The sequence below is a fragment of the Brevibacillus sp. GCM10020057 genome (assembly GCF_042683565.1).
GTDB lineage: Bacteria > Bacillota > Bacilli > Brevibacillales > Brevibacillaceae > Brevibacillus.
This window is the reverse complement of the sequence record NZ_JBHUJW010000043.1, coordinates 694,395-712,801: the sequence shown is the minus strand read 5'-3', so window position 1 is coordinate 712,801 and position 18,407 is coordinate 694,395. Positions and strand designations below refer to the sequence as shown.

14 protein-coding genes and 1 pseudogene are annotated in these 18,407 nt (G+C 55.2%); 12 read left to right on the top strand and 3 right to left on the bottom strand.

What is annotated here, in order from left to right:
• The 5 genes from ACFSO0_RS17130 (at position 1) to ACFSO0_RS17110 (ending at position 5,599) form a co-directional block, all read left to right on the top strand.
• Positions 1–1,938 (top strand): PTS fructose transporter subunit IIABC, encoded by a 1,938-nt coding sequence (locus tag ACFSO0_RS17130; protein WP_376882217.1) that lies wholly within the window; start codon positions 1–3, stop codon positions 1,936–1,938.
• A 179-nt stretch (positions 1,939–2,117) separates the two neighbouring features.
• Complete coding sequence (locus ACFSO0_RS17125) at positions 2,118–2,942, top strand: YitT family protein (RefSeq protein ID WP_376882215.1); 825 nt, start codon at positions 2,118–2,120, stop codon at positions 2,940–2,942.
• A gap of 177 nt (positions 2,943–3,119) precedes the next feature.
• Entirely contained in the window at positions 3,120–3,833 is a 714-nt protein-coding gene (gene pxpB, locus ACFSO0_RS17120; RefSeq protein WP_376882213.1) for a 5-oxoprolinase subunit PxpB, read from the top strand.
• On the top strand, positions 3,830–4,837 hold the full coding sequence (locus tag ACFSO0_RS17115; protein WP_376882210.1) for a 5-oxoprolinase subunit C family protein: 1,008 nt from the start codon (positions 3,830–3,832) through the stop codon (positions 4,835–4,837). Before pxpB ends, ACFSO0_RS17115 begins: the two co-directional genes overlap by 4 nt.
• A 3-nt stretch (positions 4,838–4,840) precedes the next feature.
• Complete coding sequence (locus ACFSO0_RS17110) at positions 4,841–5,599, top strand: LamB/YcsF family protein (RefSeq protein ID WP_376882207.1); 759 nt, start codon at positions 4,841–4,843, stop codon at positions 5,597–5,599.
• 60 nt (positions 5,600–5,659) lie between these two features.
• Here ACFSO0_RS17110 and ACFSO0_RS17105 read toward each other — a convergent pair whose 3' ends face one another.
• Both ACFSO0_RS17105 and ACFSO0_RS17100 read right to left on the bottom strand, forming a co-directional pair.
• Entirely contained in the window at positions 5,660–5,857 is a 198-nt protein-coding gene (locus tag ACFSO0_RS17105) for a hypothetical protein (protein ID WP_376882204.1), read from the bottom strand.
• Positions 5,858–6,104: 247 nt separating this feature from the next.
• The gene (locus ACFSO0_RS17100; RefSeq protein ID WP_376882202.1) at positions 6,105–7,331 is read right to left on the bottom strand and encodes an aminopeptidase; all 1,227 of its coding nucleotides are present in this window, start codon (positions 7,329–7,331) and stop codon (positions 6,105–6,107) included.
• Between the two features lie 217 nt (positions 7,332–7,548).
• Here ACFSO0_RS17100 and ACFSO0_RS17095 point away from each other — a divergent pair, with 217 nt between their 5' ends.
• Positions 7,549–7,887 carry an MGMT family protein gene (locus ACFSO0_RS17095; RefSeq protein ID WP_376882199.1) on the top strand — a complete coding sequence of 113 codons (339 nt, stop codon included), beginning with the start codon at positions 7,549–7,551 and terminating at the stop codon, positions 7,885–7,887.
• A 61-nt stretch (positions 7,888–7,948) separates the two neighbouring features.
• Here the strand turns inward: ACFSO0_RS17095 and ACFSO0_RS17090 are convergent, their stop codons facing one another.
• Complete coding sequence (locus ACFSO0_RS17090) at positions 7,949–8,308, bottom strand: Lin0512 family protein (RefSeq protein WP_376882197.1); 360 nt, start codon at positions 8,306–8,308, stop codon at positions 7,949–7,951.
• Positions 8,309–8,535: 227 nt separating this feature from the next.
• On the opposite strand from ACFSO0_RS17090, the gene ACFSO0_RS17085 reads away from it, so the two are divergent.
• From ACFSO0_RS17085 to ACFSO0_RS17060, 6 genes and pseudogenes are all read left to right on the top strand, one after another.
• Entirely contained in the window at positions 8,536–10,494 is a 1,959-nt protein-coding gene (locus ACFSO0_RS17085) for an ATP-dependent DNA helicase (protein WP_376882195.1), read from the top strand.
• 1,031 nt (positions 10,495–11,525) lie between these two features.
• The gene (locus ACFSO0_RS17080) at positions 11,526–13,604 is read left to right on the top strand and encodes an acyltransferase family protein (protein WP_376882192.1); all 2,079 of its coding nucleotides are present in this window, start codon (positions 11,526–11,528) and stop codon (positions 13,602–13,604) included.
• A gap of 182 nt (positions 13,605–13,786) precedes the next feature.
• The gene (locus ACFSO0_RS17075; RefSeq protein ID WP_376882190.1) at positions 13,787–14,704 is read left to right on the top strand and encodes a DMT family transporter; all 918 of its coding nucleotides are present in this window, start codon (positions 13,787–13,789) and stop codon (positions 14,702–14,704) included.
• Between the two features lie 153 nt (positions 14,705–14,857).
• Positions 14,858–15,826 (top strand): peptide-methionine (S)-S-oxide reductase MsrA, encoded by a 969-nt coding sequence (gene msrA / locus ACFSO0_RS17070; protein WP_376882187.1) that lies wholly within the window; start codon positions 14,858–14,860, stop codon positions 15,824–15,826.
• Between the two features lie 220 nt (positions 15,827–16,046).
• Positions 16,047–16,976, top strand: a pseudogene (locus tag ACFSO0_RS17065) (bile acid:sodium symporter family protein).
• Between the two features lie 231 nt (positions 16,977–17,207).
• A complete protein-coding gene (locus ACFSO0_RS17060) occupies positions 17,208–18,128 on the top strand; it encodes a M15 family metallopeptidase (protein WP_376882185.1) in 921 nt (306 codons plus the stop codon).
• The last annotated feature ends 279 nt before the right edge of the window (positions 18,129–18,407 follow it).

Sequence of the window (18,407 nt, the reverse complement as noted above, 5' to 3'; positions counted from 1 at the left end):
ATGCAAAATCAGATTCGGATCGCAGACCTGCTGCAGGCTGATACAATCGTCATCCCGTTGAAAGCGAGGACGAAGGAAGCTGTACTGGATGAGTTGATTGACCGTCTCGATGAGGCAGGGCGGCTGAACAGCCGGGAAGAGATGAAAGCCGCCATCATGGCGCGCGAAGCCCAGGGCTCCACGGGGATCGGGGAGGGCATCGCCATTCCCCATGCGAAGACGGCAGCGGTGAAGCAACCGAGTATCTGCTTCGGACTGTCGCCGGAAGGGATCGATTTCGATTCCCTGGATCAGCAAAAAGCACACCTGTTTTTTATGATTGCAGCGACAGCAGAGGCCGATTCAGCTCATCTGGAGACGCTGGCACTGCTTTCCCAGATGCTGATGGAAGACGATGTTCGCCAGAGGCTGTTGTCGGCATCTACCCGGGAGCAAGTGCTGGAGGTGTTGACGAGGAAAGAACGGGAGATACGGGGAGAAGAAAAGGAAAGCGCTGTGGAATTGACTGAACATTCTACGTTTTCAGCAAAGATCGTCGCGGTGACGGCCTGCCCGACCGGCATTGCACATACGTATATGGCTGCAGATGCGTTGAAGAAAAAGGCTGACGAGCTGGGAATCGCCATTAAAGTGGAAACCAACGGCTCCGGAGGCGTGAAAAACAAGCTGACGGCGCAGGACATCGCCGAGGCGACCGCTGTGATCGTCGCAGCGGATAAGCAGGTCGAAATGGAGCGTTTCGCGGGAAAAACCGTCATCGAGGTGCGGGTAGCCGAGGGCATCCGCAATCCGGAGCGGCTGCTGGAACGCGCCCTCAAGCAGGAAGGGCCAGTTTATCAGGCAGAAAAGCGGGAGCGCTACGAACAAAGGGATGCTGGCAATGCTCACGGGCAGAAGCGTGAATCCTACTTTTACAAGCATCTGATGAACGGCGTGTCGAACATGCTGCCGTTTGTCGTGGGCGGAGGTATCATCATCGCCTTGAGCTTCATGTTCGGCATCAAAGCCTCAGACCCGAACGATCCATCCTTCCATCCGCTGGCTAAGCTTTTGATGGACATCGGCGGCGGCAGCGCGTTTGCCCTGATGATCCCGGTCCTGGCCGGCTTCATCGCGATGAGCATCGCAGATCGACCGGCCTTTGCTCCCGGAATGGTAGGAGGGATGCTGGCGACGTCTGCAGGCGCCGGATTTTTGGGCGGATTGATCGCAGGCTTCCTGGCCGGATACGTCATTGTCCTGCTGCGCAAGCTTTTTTCCCGGTTGCCCGCGTCGCTGGAAGGCATCAAGCCGATGCTTTTGTACCCGCTGTTCGGGGTATTGATTACCGGTTTTTTGATGATCTTCGTCGTGTCGGGTCCTGTGGCTGCGATCAATACGGCACTCGGCGGCTGGCTGAAAAACATGAGCGCGGGCAACGCTGTCCTGCTCGGTATGGTCCTTGGCGCGATGATGGCCTTTGACATGGGCGGGCCTTTGAACAAGGCCGCATTTACATTCGGCATCGCCATGATCGCTGAAGGTACCTATACACCGCACGCCGCAGTCATGGCAGCGGGAATGACGCCGCCGCTGGGACTGGCGCTGGCAACGACACTGTTCAAGCAAAAGTTTACCCCGGAAGAACGCCAGGCCGGCAAGACGGCGTATGTGCTGGGTGCGACCTTCATCACGGAGGGAGCCATCCCCTTCGCCGCAGCCGATCCGACCCGCGTCATTCCATCCATTATGGTCGGTTCCGCAGTAGCAGGCGGCCTCTCGATGTTCTTCGGCTGCACGCTGCCTGCACCGCATGGAGGGTTGTTCGTCCTGCCAGTCGTCGGCAACGTCGGAATGTATATCGTCTCCATCCTCGCAGGCACCGTGGTAACCGCCTTGATGCTGCGCGTGCTGAAAAAAGACGTTGCTGATCATGTTCTCATGCATCATCATGGATAGCGCACTTGTACTGTTCCGCCGCTTACTCAAAACTACAGCCAGCCTGTCATTGGACGGGTTGGCTATTTTTTTCGCCCGGAGTGGGAAAGATGAAACTATCGAAAAGGGGAAGGATGGGACGAATGGAACACGCAGGTACAGCTACGACCCATAAGAGAGCAAGAAAAAGAAGAATTGTAATGAGAGCACTCATCATCATGATTGGCGCGTTTCTCGTATCGGTCGGACTGGAAATCTTTCTCGTTCCGAACAACATTATCGACGGTGGAGTGACAGGCCTGTCGATCATGCTGGCCCATTTGACGGGACTTCGGCTCGGGTTGTTTCTTTTTCTGTTGAACCTGCCGTTCTTGATAATTGGCTACAAACAAATTGGCAAGACGTTTGCCATTTCCACCTTGTTCGGGGTCGCCGTCATGTCAGTCGGGACTTCCTTGCTGCTGCCTGTACCGAGCCTGACGCATGATTTGCTCCTCTCTGCCGTATTTGGCGGCATCATCGTGGGGATCGGTGTCGGTCTCGTCATTCGCGCAGGCGGGTCGCTCGACGGAACGGAGATCGTCGCGATTTTGCTGACCAAAAAAAGTCCGTTCTCTGTCGGCGAAGTCGTCATGTTCTTCAACATCTTTATTCTGGGCAGCGCCGGATTTATTTTCGGATGGGACCGGGCGATGTACTCGCTGATCGCCTACTACATCGCATTCAAAATGATCGACCTGACCATGGTCGGGCTAGATCAGTCCCGTTCGGTGTTCATCATCAGCGACTATCCCGACCAGATCGGGGATGCGCTGGCCGCACGGCTGGGCAGGGGCATTACGTATTTGAGCGGGGAAGGCGGGTACACCGGCGATGACAAAAAGGTGATTTTTTGCGTCATCACACGGCTGGAGGAGGCGAAGCTGAAAGAGATCGTCGACGAACTCGACCCGTCCGCTTTCCTGGCGATCGGGCATATTCACGACGTTTCCGGCGGCAGGTTCAAGAAAAAAAGCATTCATTAAGAAAAATGCAGTGGAGAGGCGCTCCCTTGCAGCAGCTCAGCGTTCTGTATGCAAGGGAACGAGAGATGCATTTTTTCAGAACCTTGCACCATTTTGTTACGGTCAGGCAAATGATAAAATATGGACAAACCAAACGCCGGACGAAGTAACAAACATCGGAACAGGAGGAGCGAGCCGTTGCCATATCATGAATTCTTTCCGCTGGGGGATTCGGGTGTGATCGTCAAGCTGGGCAAGGCGATCGACGAGAGCACCCATGAAAAAGTGAAAAGGCTGTCCGATTTCTTGCAGGAACACCTTTTCCCCGGGATGGTGGAGATTGTGCCGGGCTTTACTACCGTAACCGTTTATTACGATCCTGTCGCTCTGTACGATCCGCATTCCGGTCAAATTCCTTACGAGAAGGTCATCGGCTTGCTGGAAGAGGTGATCGCCAGCACGCGAGGGGGTACTGCGCGGGAACCTAAGCTGGTGGAAATTCCGGTCTGCTACGGGGGGGAATTCGGCCCGGACCTGGAAGACGTGTCCCGGCACAGCGGACTTGATCCGGAGGAAGTCATTCGCATCCATTCCGGGCGGCAGTATTTGGTGTACATGATCGGCTTTGCGCCGGGATTCCCGTATTTGGGCGGATTGGATGAGCGGCTCGCAACGCCGCGGCGCGCTACACCGCGCACCGCCATCCCCCAGGGAAGCGTAGGTATAGGGGGCTCGCAGACAGGAATCTACCCGACCAAAAGCCCCGGGGGCTGGAACATCATAGGACGGACCGCCCTGCCGCTGTTTCGTCCGGAATCGCAACCGCCGAGCTTGCTGCAGGCAGGTGATCGAGTGCGTTTTCGTCCGATCTCGCCGGAGCAATGGCAAGCATCCTGGGAGGTGACGCGATGAGCGTGGAAGTCATTGCGTCAGGCGTTTGCACCACGGTGCAGGATGAAGGGCGATACGGTTTTCAGCAGTACGGGGTCATCGTCGGTGGGGCCATGGATTCGGTGTCGATGCGGTTGGCGAATCTGCTCGTCGGCAATCAGGCGGAGGAGGCGGTGCTGGAGATGACGCTGAAGGGACCGAGCCTGCTCTTCCACGAAGATTTGCTCGTCGCCGTATGCGGGGGAGATTTCGCCCCCTCCGTCGACGGCAAAAAGATCGCGCGCAACCGCGCTGTATGGGTGCGAAAGGGCAGCACGCTGCAATTTTCCCACGTGAAAGAAGGCTGCCGCGCCTACCTCGCTGTCGCAGGCGGCTGGGATGTGCCTGTGGTGATGAACAGTCGCAGCACGAATTTCCGCGCCGGGTTTGGCGGCCATGAAGGAAGAATCCTGCGGGAAAACGATCGGCTGCGTATCAACCGACCTGGGGAGTTCAGCCGCTTTCTCGCTTCCAGACTGGCCAGGCAGGCGGGAAGCAGTGCGGTTGTCCAGGCTGGTTGGTACATCCCCGAGTCCGTTTTTCCAGACTTGTCCGATCCGGTCGTACGCGTCATGCGGGGAGAGCAGTATGGCGATTTCTCCGAGGAGAGCCGCCGGCAATTCTGGGATCAGCCGTACTACGTCTCGCCACAGTCCGACCGGATGGGCTACAGGCTGGCAGGTCCAAAGCTATCGCTGTCCGCTCCGCGAGAGCTGACGAGTGAAGCGGTGACGGCAGGGACGATTCAGGTGCCGCCCAGCGGTCAGCCGATCATTTTGCTCGCGGATCGGCAGACAATCGGGGGATACCCCAAGATCGGCTACGTCGCTACTGTCGATTTGCCGCTATTTGCCCAGTTGAAACCGGGGGATGCCCTGCGGTTCCAGGAAGTATCCGTGGGGGAAGCACAGCGAGCCTTGTACGAACGAGAAAGGGAGCTGAAGCAGTTGCAAGTGGCGATTCAGCTCACGGCAGGATGGAGGTAAACGATGAAATACGTCGACATCAACTGTGATTTGGGAGAAGGCTTTGGCGCATACCGCCTGGGAGACGACGCGGCGATTCTCGACTACATCAGCTCGGCGAATATCGCCTGCGGCTTCCACGCCGGCGACCCGGCGACCATGCGAAAGACGGTCCGCATGGCGCTGGAGAAAGGCGTTGCCATCGGAGCACATCCGGGGCTGCCAGATCTCGTCGGTTTTGGCAGACGGAACATGGATATTTCCCCGCAGGAAGCGTATGACATGGTCGTGTACCAGCTCGGGGCCCTGCAAGCTTTTGTCCAGGCGGAAGGAGGCGTCATGCACCACGTCAAGCCCCACGGTGCCCTGTACAATATGGCAGCGGTGCGCGCCCCGCTGGCGGAAGCAATCGCCGAGGCGGCCTACAAGGTGAATCCGTCCCTGATCCTGTATGGGCTGGCGGGGAGCGAGCTGACGAGCGCCGGAGCGCGGATCGGGCTGCGCACGGCGCACGAAGTGTTCGCAGACAGGACGTACCAGCAGGACGGTACGTTGACGCCGCGCAGTCAGCCGGATGCCCTGATTACCGATCAGGCCCGGTCGCTGCAGCAGGTGGTGCGGATGGTAAAAGAAGGACGCGTCCTGTCCTGCCAAGGCGTAGACGTGGCGATTCGGGCAGATACGATTTGCATCCACGGAGACGGAGCTCATGCGCTGGAATTTGCCCGCAGCATACAGGCGGCCCTCACCCAGGCAGGCATCGGGCTTCGGGCTTTTGACTAGCCCACGATGAAAAAGAGCACCGCGTCTTGTTGACGGTGCTCTTTCCTATATGAGGGCTTGCTATTTAGGGTTCACTTTTCGCTGAAACAGCCATACGAGGAAGATGAAAAACAGGTAAACAACGGTAAAAACAGCCGCTAATGCAATGCTGTCCGCCTGAACGCCGTTTCCGAGAATGTTGGTTCGGTTCCAGACAGACAGGATGGCCAGAGCCAGCAAAGAAAGGACCCAGAGAAAAGTACCAAGAATATAGGCCATTTCAACCACTCATTTCCGGTATGCTACATTCGATTATCGGAATGGGGGAAGAAATTTTTAACAGAAAAAAGGAAGTAAATGGTATAAAATGTCGAATTTCTGAAAAATAATCACAAAGAACTATGTTCAAATAGAGCGAACGAAATAGCGAGAAACAAGTGTTCGGTGAACATTTTCCCATGATTTCCACCTAGCGCGCGCCAAAAAAAGCAGCGGAGAACGCATTCCCGTTTCCGCTGCCGCTTCATTATGCCCAGTTACCATTTCGGAAGAGCGGCTCCCGCACTCCGTCTGCAGTTTCCCCGTCGATGCTCATATCTGCTGACCCGATCATGAAATCCACATGGGTGATGCTGTTGTTAAGTCCATACGCAACAAGCTCCTCCTGGGTCATGTTCGCCCCGTTCTCGATGTTGACCGGGTACGGATTCCCGATCGCCAGATGATGGGAGGCATTTTCATCGAACAGCGTGTTGTAGAAGATGATGTTCGATTGGGAGATGGGAGAGAAATGGGGTACCAAAGCGACTTCCCCCAGGTAGTGCGAGCCTTCATCGGTTTCGATCAGCTTGGTCAGGGCAGCTTCTCCTTTTTCCGCAGCGGCCGAGACGATCCGTCCTTTTTCAAAGGTCAGGGAAAAGTTTTCGATCAGATTCCCCTGGTAACTAAGCGGCTTCGTGCTGCGGACCGTTCCGTTGACCCCTTCCTTCAGCGGAGCCGTAAATACTTCCTCTGTCGGCATGTTCGCCATGAACGGCGTGCCGACCTTGTTGACGCTTCCGCCGCCGATCCAGATGTGCTTCGGAGGCAGTTCAATCGTCAGGTCTGTGCCGGGAGCGGAATAGTGCAAGTAACGGTACTGCTTGGCGTTGAGCCGTTCGACTTTCTCGTTGAGAGCCGCATGATGATCGCGCCAGGCTTGTACCGGATCTTCCTGGTCGATGCGTGTCGCCCGGAAAATCGCTTCCCAAAGGGCACGCTCCCGTTCTTCCGCAGGCAAGTCCGGAAACACGACAGCCGCCCAAGCAGCAGAAGGGATCGCGATGACGCTCCAGCTGACTTTATCCGACATGGTGTAGCTGCGGAAGGTTTGCAGCGCTTGTCCGGCCGTACGATTGGCGGTACTGATTCGTTCGGGGTCTACGCCTTTGAGCAGATCGGGATTGGAGGCATTGATATAAAGAAAGGCAGCGCCGCTTTCCGCCAGTTCCTCCAGACCTTTCGCTTTCCACAGCGGATATTCGCGGAAGGCTTCATCGGGAGCCAAATCGTACTTCATCCTCGTCAGCTCGTCGTCCGTCCACTCGATCTGGACGTTCTTGGCTCCTGCCTCGTATGCCTTCCGTGCCACCTTGCGCACAAAATCGGCGGCTGAGATCGGGGCAGTTACGACCAGTGTCTGCATCGGCTGTACGTTAACACCTACTTTTACAGCTACCTCTGCATATCGATCAATCATGAATTCCAATTCCATATGTAACATCCCCTTTTGCAGTTTGGCTGTTGCTTCTTCACGAATATAGCTGTGCATCTGGTTTTTTCTTCTATTTCTTCAGCGGATTTCCTGGGCAAGCGCAGAAACAGACACGAAATCGCAGGATTCGAGCCGCAGGGAGAAGAATTCCTTCTTATGTTCACCGTACAAGCCCTTTTGCTGTGTTACCACCCTGCCGTATCTGGAGGAGTATATCATGGAAGAATTTACTAAGCGGGCCATAGCGATCATTGCGAGCATCCCCGCAGGGAAGGTCATGACTTACGGGCAAATCGCTTCGCTGGCGGGCAGTCCGAGAGCGGCACGTCAAGTTGTCCGCATACTGCATGCGATGAGTAAAAAGCATAGACTTCCCTGGCATCGGGTGATCAATGGAAAAGGGCGAATCGGGTTGCAGGACGAGGTTTCGTTCACTTTGCAAAAAATGAATCTGGAGGCAGAAGGGGTAGCCGTCTCCGCAGAAGGAGCGATTGATTTGTCCGTCTACCAATACGCTCCTGCCCGGATTCCGGATGCTCACGCCATGGATGAGTGAGTGCTGTCAGCCTGGCTGCGGCATGAAGTCAGAGAGGGCGGCGAGCAGGCCGCTCTCTCGTCTAGTAGCCGACTTCTACGGAAGCGATGACGACGTAAGCGAGGTCGTTTTTGTCCTCTTTCTCCGCAATGACGACGCCGCTCGAGGTGAGCATTCCGCCTTCTACCACTTCAAACGTCACTTCCCCGTACGGAAGCTCCGCCCGCACAGTGTCGAGGTCGAGCTTGTCCGCATCAGCAGGTACAGCCAGGCGGACGTTGACCTTCATGTTATGGATGTCGTTATTCGGCAGTACCATGCGCAGTCCCGGCATGGAATTGTGGTGGATGGCATTTTGAACGGCGCGGACTGCTGCTTTTGTGACATTTTGTCCGTGCAGGTCAATCCCCATGCCAATTTCGATAAACATAACTTTTTCCATTTTCATTTCACTCCTATGCAGTGCCCAGGTTACCTTCCTATCTTACCACGTTTTCGCCAATGAGTAGCGATCGAAGCGGTTCTTGAGCGCGCTTCCTATGCATGCCTGCTGCCTCTGTCTTAGCTTTTTGACCCAGGCGTATTGTTTTTATAGTCAAGTCGTGTCATGATTACATCCTGGATTCAACCATGCCGAGGCATTTTTTCATTATAGGAGGCACGACAGAAGTGGAACGGTATCCTTTTGCATACGACCCCGCCCAGCCATTTGTTTCGCAAGTGAGCGACTGGGCGGCGGACGTTTTTTATGACAGATTGCCCGAAGCGGGTTTCGAGGTGCGCGACGAACAGATTTACATGGCGTTCCAGCTCGAACGCGCCTTCGCCGAAAAGCAGACGATTTTCGCGGAAGCAGGTGTCGGGACGGGCAAGACGCTCGCCTATTTGCTCTACGCCGTCTGCTATGCCCGCTATACGAGAAAGCCGGCGATAATCGCCTGCGCCAACGAATCGCTCATCGAACAACTGGTAAAGCCGCAAGGGGACATCGCCAAGCTCGCGAAACACCTTGGTTTGACCATCGATGCGCGATTGGCGAAGTCGCCGGATCAATATTTGTGCTTGCGCAAGCTGGATGAAGCGAATTTCCACCCCGATTTCGCAGAAGATTTCCAGAGGATCTACCAGGAGCTGCCTCCGTTTGTGCATAACTACGAAGCCTTGCAGTCTTTTTATCCATACGGAGATCGAAGCGGTTATCCCGGGCTCGACGATGAGAAGTGGAGCCTTATCAATTGGGACGCGTTTCAGGACTGTTTCGCCTGCGAAAAGCAGCATCGCTGCGGCCAGACCTTGTCGCGCAATCACTACCGCAAAGCCGCCGAGCTGATTATTTGCTCGCACAACTTTTACATGGAGCACGTCTGGACCTGCGAAGCCAGAAAGCGGGGCGGTCAGCTGCCGCTATTGCCAAGTCACAGCGCCGTCATTTTCGACGAAGGGCATCTGCTGGAGACGGCTGCGCAAAAGGCGTTGACGTACAAGCTGAACCATTCGGTCTTCGAGGAGATCATTACGCGGCTGCTTCGCGGGGAAATCCGCGAATCTCTCGCTGTTGCGGTCGAAGAGGCGATCAATCGAAGCGAGGACATGTTTTTCCAACTGGACAGTCACAGTCAGGCGGTCATCGGATCGAACCGCAGGGAGATTCGGTTGGAGGAAAAGCTGCTGCAGGCAATTGCCCGCTTCACCGAGCAGATCGGCTGGATCGAAGAAGAACTGGCTTTGGAGAGCGGATTGTATACCCTCGATGAGTTTCAACTGCGCATTGTCGAAGAGCATCTGGAAATGATGCATCTTGCGCTCGGCCTCTTCCGGCAGCCGAACGGCGTCATCTCATGGATGACCGAGGATGCGACCGGTACAGGCTCCACACTGGTCGTCATGCCGCGTCTGGTTCAGGAAGTGCTGAAAGAACGCGTATTCTCCGAGCGAATGCCGATCGTCTTTTCCTCCGCGACGCTTTCGGTAGACGGGTCGTTTCAATACGTGGCAGACAGTCTGGGCATCAGCCGCTACCTGTCTTTCTCCGTCCCTTCGCCGTACGATTACCCGCAGCAAATGCAGGTGTTCGTGCCAGAGCTGGCAGGAGAGGACGTGTTCGCGGAAAAAATGGCGGCAGTCGTCCCGCTTTTGCAGCGCACCGAAGGAAGGGCTTTGCTGCTGTTCTCGTCCATGGAGGAGATGAAGCAGTTCAAGCAGGCGATTGCGGATGTACCAACCTGTGCCGGGCTGCGCTTTTTCTACGAGGGCGATCAGGAAATTACGCATCTCATCTCCTGTTTCCAGGAGGATGAGAGAAGCTGCCTGTGCGCGGTCTCCCTTTGGGAAGGACTCGATGTGCCTGGCCCGTCGTTGTCGAACGTCGTGATCTGGTCTTTGCCATTCCCGCCGAACGATCCCGTGTTTGCGGCGAAAAGAAGGAGCGCAGCTGCCCCATACGAAGAAGTCGACTTGCCGTACATGCTGCTGCGGCTGCGGCAAGGCATCGGCAGGCTGATTCGTTCCCGGGAAGACAGCGGCATTGTGGCAATCTTGAGCGCAGAGCTGTTCCGGGACGAGGAGCTGAGAGAACATGTCCGGGCTGTGTTCCCGCCCGGTGTCGAGTGGAAACCCGTGTTGGAATAAGCGGTCGAATCGAAGAAGGGAATGAGCGGCTGCTTCCAGCCTCGCTTTCCCCCTCCTGGCCAAGGCGCACAGGATGTTTGACACTTCTGTTACGGAATGGTTGAAAATTCGGCTGCGAGTCAGACTTCCTGTTATAATGGAGTATCAACGACGAAAAAATGGAAAGCAGAATCGAATGCAGGGTAGGTGTATGAGTTGGGCAATGTAGACTTTGCGAGCTTGCCGTGGAGCTTGTTCTGGGTAGGAGTCGCCTATTTTCTGGTGACAGGAGCTTTATTCTGCCTGGGCTTCATGCGTCTGTTGTCGCAACGAATTCGCAGCGGTGTTATCTTAATCGTGATTGCTGTCATTAGCGGCGGTTTTTTCTTAAATTACTTGTTTACACATCACATTTAATGGTGGAAAATGGTCTTGGATGGGCAGATCGCTTCCGGGACAAGACAGCATTAACCTTTGAAAGCTGTTGGCAGGATAGGATGCCAGCAGCTTTTTTATGTTTTTGTCGATTTTTTCCGGGAAACATCGTGTAACAGGTACTGCCTTCGAGCCGTCTAATAAGCAAGGTTCTGGGGATTGCCCATGCCGTCGCTGCTTAAAAAATGACCGGGAAGAATAACCGGTTCGGCCAATCGCGGCGGAAGGGGAATTTCCTGCAAACAATACGGGAAAGAGGCGATGGCGCATACATATAAAGGAAGGCAGGACTTCTTTACACTGTAAGTCGTTTCACACATCCTGAATACGGGCAATATGATTGGAACCATGTAAAGGATACCAACCCCCGTTTTCGATCCCAGGCAAAACAGGGGGTTTTGCATTCATACAGCGCGCATTTTCCGATGTGAAAGGGCTGACCCCGTCAACTTGCGTCGATGAACAGATATGGAATCAAAAGGGGAGAATGCAGATGAGCTGCATGTCGAGTGCGGAACGGATTGACCAATGTGTTGATTGGTTTGCAAACCAACTATTTATCTTGCGGGCGACGAATACCTTGCCGCTCACGACTGCATGCAGGGGAGGCTGTCACCATGCCTGAACCATGGAAAGGCACTAGCCGATACATGGCTGGAATCGACGGACTGAGAGCCTTGGCTGTGCTTGCTGTTATTTTGTACCATCTGAATTACAACTGGGCGCCTGGAGGCTTGCTTGGTGTCGGCATTTTTTTCGTCCTCTCGGGTTATCTCATTACTGACTTGCTCATCGCCCAGTGGAGCCGGCATAAACGACTCGATATGAAAGATTTTTGGCTGCGCCGCGCAAGGCGTTTGCTGCCAGCTCTCTTGCTCCTGCTCGTCCTCGTGACAGCATGGGTAGTCTGCTTCAAGCCCGAACATCTCCCCAGCATGAAGGGGGACGTACCTGCGGCCATCTTGTACGTCAGCAACTGGTGGCTCATTTTTCAGGATGTTTCCTATTTTGAAAAGTTTGGTCCGGCCTCGCCGTTCGGCCATTTGTGGTCACTTTCGGTCGAGGAGCAGTTTTACCTGGTTTGGCCGCTTTTGCTGGCGCTGGGATTGCGCTATGTCAAGCGCCGCATTCCGCTCGTATGCCTCACTTTATTTGCCGCAGCCTTGTCTGCCGGGGCTATGGCCTGGCTGTATGATCCGGACTTCGACCCGAGCCGCGTCTATTACGGAACGGACACGCGGGTGTTCGCGCTGTTGATCGGGGCGGCGCTCGCAATGGTCTGGCCGAGCCGGAAACTGTCGGCGGCGGTTTCGCGACGGGCTCGCCTTTCCATCGACGTGACAGGGGGCATCGGTCTCGCCATCCTGCTTTTCGCAATCTGGAAGTCGAACCAGTACGATGAGTTTTTGTACCGCGGCGGGCTTGTGTTCTTGTCCATCACGAGTGCCGTGGTCGTGGCAGCAATGGCCCACCCGGCGAGCTTGCTGGCGCGGTGGATGGGCTGCAAACCGTTGAAGTGGCTCGGCGTCCGGTCGTACGGGATCTATCTTTGGCATTATCCGATCATTATCCTGACCAGTCCGGGAGTCGAACAGACGGATGCGTACGCTATCCCGCGGGCGATTTTGCAAGTGCTCGCTTGTATCGTTGCTGCCGCCGTCTCCTGGAAATACATCGAGGAGCCGATCCGCCACGGCGCACTGGGCCGGATCTGGCCTGGGCTCCGGCGGCAGCAGGACGGCAGGAAAGGACGCTACACGCGCTGGATCGCCTCTGCCTGTGCCGTATGGCTGTGCGCGACGTATTTTGGCGTCGCATCCTTGACCTCCGACGCGACTGCCAGACAAACACCGGCTGCTTCGCAGACAGAAGCCGCAGCCAAGCAGCCGCGCGCTGATTCTCATCCTCCGCAGCAAAAGCAAGTCGGTCCAGCCGCTCCTGTCCACGCCGAGTCCGGGTTGGAACAGCCGACAGAAAAAGCAGGCAAAGCGCCCCAAAAGCCGCAGCGAGCATCGAAACCAGAGCCGCAAAATCAGCAGCCCGCCGCAACAGGGAGAGCAGGGCAAGGACCGGCGCAGCCTGAGCCGCAAAAGCCGGATGCGTCGGGACTGAATCAACAGCAAACAGAGCAGCCAGCAGGCAAGCCAAAGGAATCGGTTGGCACTGCCGCAGAAGTTGACGCGAAACAGACGCCGATCGCGTCTGGCAAAGGCGTGACTGCCGTGGGCGACTCGGTTATGCTCGACATCGCTCCTTACCTGGAGCAGCTCTTGCCGGGAGTTGTTATCGACGGCAAGATCGGCAGACAGATGTCACAGGCTCCCGATGTCATCGCCAGCCTCAAGGCCCAGGGCAAGCTCGGCGACATCGTCATCATCGAGCTGGGAACGAACGGTGCGTTTCGCGAAAAGCAGCTGGCGAAGCTGATGCAAACACTTGCCGGAACCGAGCAGATCATTCTGGTCAATACGAGAGTTCCGAAGCCTTGGGAAAGTGTCGTCAATTCCGTCCTGGCAGAGGCCGCTGCCGCCAATCCGCAGGTGACGCTCGTGGACTGGTACACGGCCAGCGCGGGCAAAGACAATTTCTTTTACCAGGATGGCGTCCATCTCAATCCCGAAGGCTCAGCGGTTTACGCGAAACTGGTGGCCGAAGCAGTGGCGAAGGCCGCAGGCGAAAAGAAACAGCAGGAATAAGAAAACGGAAGGTGCAGGAACAAGGACAGCGAGGCAGGCTGTCCTTGTTGTCGGTAGAAATATGTAAAATGTTACATCTGCAAAAGCGAAATATGGTTCATAAACACATGGACTTTTGCGAAAGTCTCAGGTAATATATCGAAGCGAAGATTTCCATGTAACGGGCGAAAGAAGGATTGACCATGATTCGTTCATATTTGCTACTGCTGTTCTGTGTCACTCTGTGGGGAAGCAACTTTGTATTTGGGAGCATGTTGGTAAAACAATTCCCGCCGCTGTTTTTGGCAGATGTGCGACTGATGTTTACCTCCCTGTTTTTGCTCAGTTACGCATGGCTAACCAAGAAGTTTGTGAAGATCAGGCCGAGAGAGTGGGGACTGTTGATCCTGCTTGGCCTCATCGGGACGTTGGCGAACCAGACTGCCTACTTCAATGGCCTGCTCACCACGGATGCTACTACGGCTTCCCTGATTTTGTCGATGGCACCGATCGTCACGGCGGTGCTGGCTTCGCTGTTTTTGAAAGAAAGGTTTACGCGCCGTATGCAAATCGGGTCTGTGCTGGCTTTGGCAGGCACGTTTTGCGTAGTCGGGATTGGGGCCGGGTTGACCTTGTCCAAGGGTGTCATGCTCATCGTGATCGCGATGGTGACGTTCTCTGCATCGATGATTATCGTGCGCAAGCTGACGGAGACAATGAACCCGTTCATCTCTACCGTCTATTCTACTACAGTGGGCACGGTGTTTCTCACGCCGGCAGCCTTTCTCACGCTCGATTCGTCCGCTCATATCAGCCACGAAGTCTGGGCGTGGGCCATGCTCATCGTGACCGCCATTTTTATGCAAGGCATTTGCGGGCTTGTCTGGAACCAGCAGCTGAAGGTCGTAGGTACCGGAAAAGCGGCGATTTTTCTCAATTTGCAGCCATTTGTAGCCATGCTCGTCGGATTTTTGCTGCTAGGTTCACAAGTGACCGCCATTCAGGCAGGCGGATCGCTGTTGATCGTCACAGGCGTGATCGTCGCAACGGTCCGATCGCAAAGGTCTGCGAAGAAACAGCCGCAGCGGGTCAAGGAGCAAACGGAATCCATCTGCTCGTGAACACAGAACATGCGGGCAAGCCGGAAGGAGCATTCGCTTCTGTATCCGGCTTGTTTTTTGTGGCCAGGAAGCACCTGTGAGGTGGACTTTCTTTTTGCCCAACAGGTACAATCAAGCTATGTAAACGTTTGGAATCGACAGGAGGCGAAAGGATTGAGCAGTGAAGCGAATGCATACCAGCTGGCGACTTTTGCGGGCGGGTGCTTTTGGTGCATGGTCAGCCCGTTCGATAAGATGCCAGGGATTCAGAAAGTAGTCTCAGGCTATACGGGCGGCCATGTCGAAAACCCGACGTACGAGCAGGTCTGCTCCGGTACGACAGGGCATTATGAGGCGGTACAAATTACATTTGATCCCGCCTTGATCTCCTACGAGCAGCTGCTGGACTTGTACTGGCGGCAAATCGATCCGACCGACGCCGGCGGGCAGTTTGCCGATCGCGGGCAGTCGTATGCCACGGCCATTTTTTATCACGATGCCGAGCAAAAACGGCTGGCGGAGGAATCCAGGCAGCGCCTTGAGGAGAGCGGGCGATTCCAGAAACCGATCGTCACCCCGATTCTCCCTGCCCAGGTCTTCTATCCGGCAGAGGAATACCATCAGGACTACTACAAGAAAAATCCGCTGCGCTATCAATACTATCGCGCAGCATCCGGCAGGGCGCAATTCACGAAAGAAGCGTGGCGGGACCGCCAAAAACAGGAAGAACTGAAGCAGCGGCTGACGCCTTTGCAATATGAAGTGACCCAAAACAACGCGACGGAGCGCCCCTTCGCCAACGAGTTCTGGAACCATAAGGAAGAAGGTATTTACGTCGACATTGTCTCGAATGAGCCGCTCTTCAGTTCCCTGGACAAGTTTGATTCCGGTTGCGGCTGGCCGTCCTTCACGCAGCCAATCAAACAGGATGCCGTGACCGAACATATCGATCTCACACATGGCATGATTCGCACCGAGGTGCGCAGCAAGGAGGCGGACTCCCATCTGGGCCACGTATTTGAGGACGGTCCAGGGGCAAACGGGCTTCGTTACTGCATCAACTCGGCAGCGCTGCGCTTCATTCCAAAAGATCGGCTGGACGAAGAAGGATTCGGAGAGTTTAAACGTTTGTTTGAAAAATAATGGAGAGACCGTCTGTCCCACATCGCCGGGTGCCAGGCGGTCTTTTCCAGTTTCAGAAGGGGCAAGCTCCATAGCGCTCGAACTGAGCGCTTGTTCCGAGGCGAAACCTATCTGGATATAGCCAAGGAGTATAGCCGGAATAGCCAAAATGCATAGAATAGTGAAACTGCTTAAAGTAAAATTAAAAAAACAAAAAGATTCAAAGAGTGGAGAGAGAGCCGTGAATAGAGTAGAGAAAATCAGCAAGTTTGTCGGGAGTACGTTTTCGGTTTGGGTCATCTTGTTTGCTGTCGTCGGATTTTTTGTACCAGAAGCGTTCATAGGGGCCAAAGGGTATATCTCCCTGCTGCTCGGAATTATCATGTTCGGGATGGGGCTGACCTTATCGTCAGAAGATTTCCGTGAAGTATTCCGTCGGCCGGTGGATGTGCTCATCGGGGTCATCGGCCACTACCTGATCATGCCGTCGCTGGCCTTCCTTCTGGCGATCGTGCTGCAGCTGCCGCCGGACATTGCTGTCGGAGTGATTTTGGTAGGATGCTGTCCAAGCGGTACGGCCTCTAATGTCATGACCTATTTGTCCAAGGGGGATGTCGCCCTCGGTGTATCCATTGCGGCAGTCTAGACACTGATCGCTCCGCTGGCTACACCTGCCCTCATTTCCTTGCTTGCCGGTCAATGGATGGACATTAACGCGCAGTCTTTGTTCATGGATATCGTGACGGTCGTCATCGTCCCTATCGTGCTGGGTGTCATCGTCAAAGCGCTGTTCAAAAAGCAGGCTGAGGCCAGCGCGAAAGCTTTGCCGCTCGTCTCCACCATCGCCATCGTCCTGATCGTCGCCATCGTCGTCGCGATCAACAAAGGAAAAATCGTAGAGACCGGGCTCGTGATCTTCGCGGTCGTGATTTTGCACAACGTTTTGGGATACTTGCTGGGCTACGGTTTTGCCAAACTGTTCGGCCTGAACCTGGCCAAACGCAAAGCAGTTACGCTGGAGACCGGCATGCAAAACTCCGGACTGGGCGCAGCCTTGGCAGCAGCGCACTTCAATCCGATCGCCGCCGTGCCGAGCGCCATCTTCAGCGTGTGGCACAATATTTCCGGTTCGATTTTGGCCACCTGGTTTTCCAAAAGGGAAGAGAAGTAGGATCGATTTTGCGAAAATCTTGTTGTATCGGCATAGGGCAAAAACCTTCACTCCATCCACGCACGCAGCATGAGATGGGGCGAAGGTTTTTTTCTATTTGCCGGATTTTGCTGCAAACTGTAACGAAAACGAGTGGTTGTATGTCATAATCAATACGTACGCCAAACATGATCTGCAAGAAACTTGGGAAGATGGGCAGCCGCATGCGGAGCACCTGAAAGGAACGACAAGATGAGACGAGTACATAAGACTTGCGCGAAACAAAATTTTCTTCTGGCTTCTGCCGTCGTGCTGCTGCTCGCAGGCTGCAGCAGCACAACGGCCCCGGGACAACCGGATGCAGCCACGCCGACGACTCCGGCAGAGCAGACTCAACCTGCGCCAGCCAATGCAGTACCAAACCAGCCAGCGAAAAATGCGCCCCAGCCGTCAGCAGACCAAAAGCCGGATGAAGCGCCGAAGCCATCGACCGAACCAGCCAAAGGCCCGGCGACAAAGCCTGCACAAAAACCAGCGAAGGCGCCATCGTCGTATGCTGACCTTCCAGATTTGGAGGTCGTAGCCGAGCCGGAGAGCATTACGGTGCTGGTCAACAAACAGCGTCAGCTCCCTGATGATTACGAGCCGACCGATCTCGAATTCCCGAATGTCCCGTACTTGCTGCCGGAAAAAAGCGTCAAGCGCCAAATGCGAAAGGAAGCGGCCGCGGCTTTGGAGCAGCTGTTTGCCGCAGCGAAAAAAGACGGGATCGCACTGGCAGGCGTCTCGGCCTATCGTCCGCATTCCTACCAGAAGGCGCTGTTTGAACGGTATGTCAAGCAGGATGGACTCGAGAAGGCCCGCACGTACAGCGCAGTGCCGGGCACCAGCGAGCATGAGACAGGTCTTGCCATCGACGTATCCGGCATCGACGGCAAATGTGCGGCCACCAGCTGCTTCGCCGGGACAAAGGAGGCCAAGTGGCTGGCCGAACACGCCCAGGAATACGGCTTCATCATCCGCTACCCGGAAGGCAAGGACGCCATCACCGGCTACATCTACGAGCCATGGCATCTGCGCTACGTCGGCAACGAGGTGGCCCAGGCGATCAGCGAGAAGCATATTACGCTGGAAGAATACTTCGGGGTTGTGCCGGTGTCGTCGGAGAAGTAGGGAGAGGGAAGGGAAAGGATCGGGTAACGTGTGCGTGTTGTCCGATTGATATTATAAGTAAGCAGAAAACAAGCGAGCCTTCAGGAAGCTTCCGGGGGTTCGCTTGTTTTACCTTGGAACGAATTGGGGAAGGATGCAGAGTGCTTGACCCATCACCTATAGCCGCGCTAACGCCTATTCGGAAGACAGCAAACATTTGCCTGGGTGACAGAGCAAATCATCGCCTCGAAAAAACGTTGTAAAGGGAAGGGGTCGCTTTTTTATTCCGCTCTGAGATTC

What these genes read in the sequence shown, in the direction of transcription:
- ACFSO0_RS17130 (WP_376882217.1), top strand. Translation starts at nt 1, where the DNA reads ATGCAAAATCAGATTCGGATCGCAGACCTGCTGCAGGCTGATACAATC.
- ACFSO0_RS17125 (WP_376882215.1), top strand. Translation starts at nt 2,118, where the DNA reads ATGAGAGCACTCATCATCATGATTGGCGCGTTTCTCGTATCGGTCGGA.
- ACFSO0_RS17115 (WP_376882210.1), top strand. Translation starts at nt 3,830, where the DNA reads ATGAGCGTGGAAGTCATTGCGTCAGGCGTTTGCACCACGGTGCAGGAT.
- ACFSO0_RS17110 (WP_376882207.1), top strand. Translation starts at nt 4,841, where the DNA reads ATGAAATACGTCGACATCAACTGTGATTTGGGAGAAGGCTTTGGCGCA.
- ACFSO0_RS17105 (WP_376882204.1), bottom strand. Translation starts at nt 5,857, where the DNA reads ATGGCCTATATTCTTGGTACTTTTCTCTGGGTCCTTTCTTTGCTGGCT.
- ACFSO0_RS17100 (WP_376882202.1), bottom strand. Translation starts at nt 7,331, where the DNA reads ATGGAATTGGAATTCATGATTGATCGATATGCAGAGGTAGCTGTAAAA.
- ACFSO0_RS17095 (WP_376882199.1), top strand. Translation starts at nt 7,549, where the DNA reads ATGGAAGAATTTACTAAGCGGGCCATAGCGATCATTGCGAGCATCCCC.
- ACFSO0_RS17090 (WP_376882197.1), bottom strand. Translation starts at nt 8,308, where the DNA reads ATGGAAAAAGTTATGTTTATCGAAATTGGCATGGGGATTGACCTGCAC.
- ACFSO0_RS17080 (WP_376882192.1), top strand. Translation starts at nt 11,526, where the DNA reads ATGCCTGAACCATGGAAAGGCACTAGCCGATACATGGCTGGAATCGAC.
- ACFSO0_RS17075 (WP_376882190.1), top strand. Translation starts at nt 13,787, where the DNA reads ATGATTCGTTCATATTTGCTACTGCTGTTCTGTGTCACTCTGTGGGGA.
- ACFSO0_RS17060 (WP_376882185.1), top strand. Translation starts at nt 17,208, where the DNA reads ATGAGACGAGTACATAAGACTTGCGCGAAACAAAATTTTCTTCTGGCT.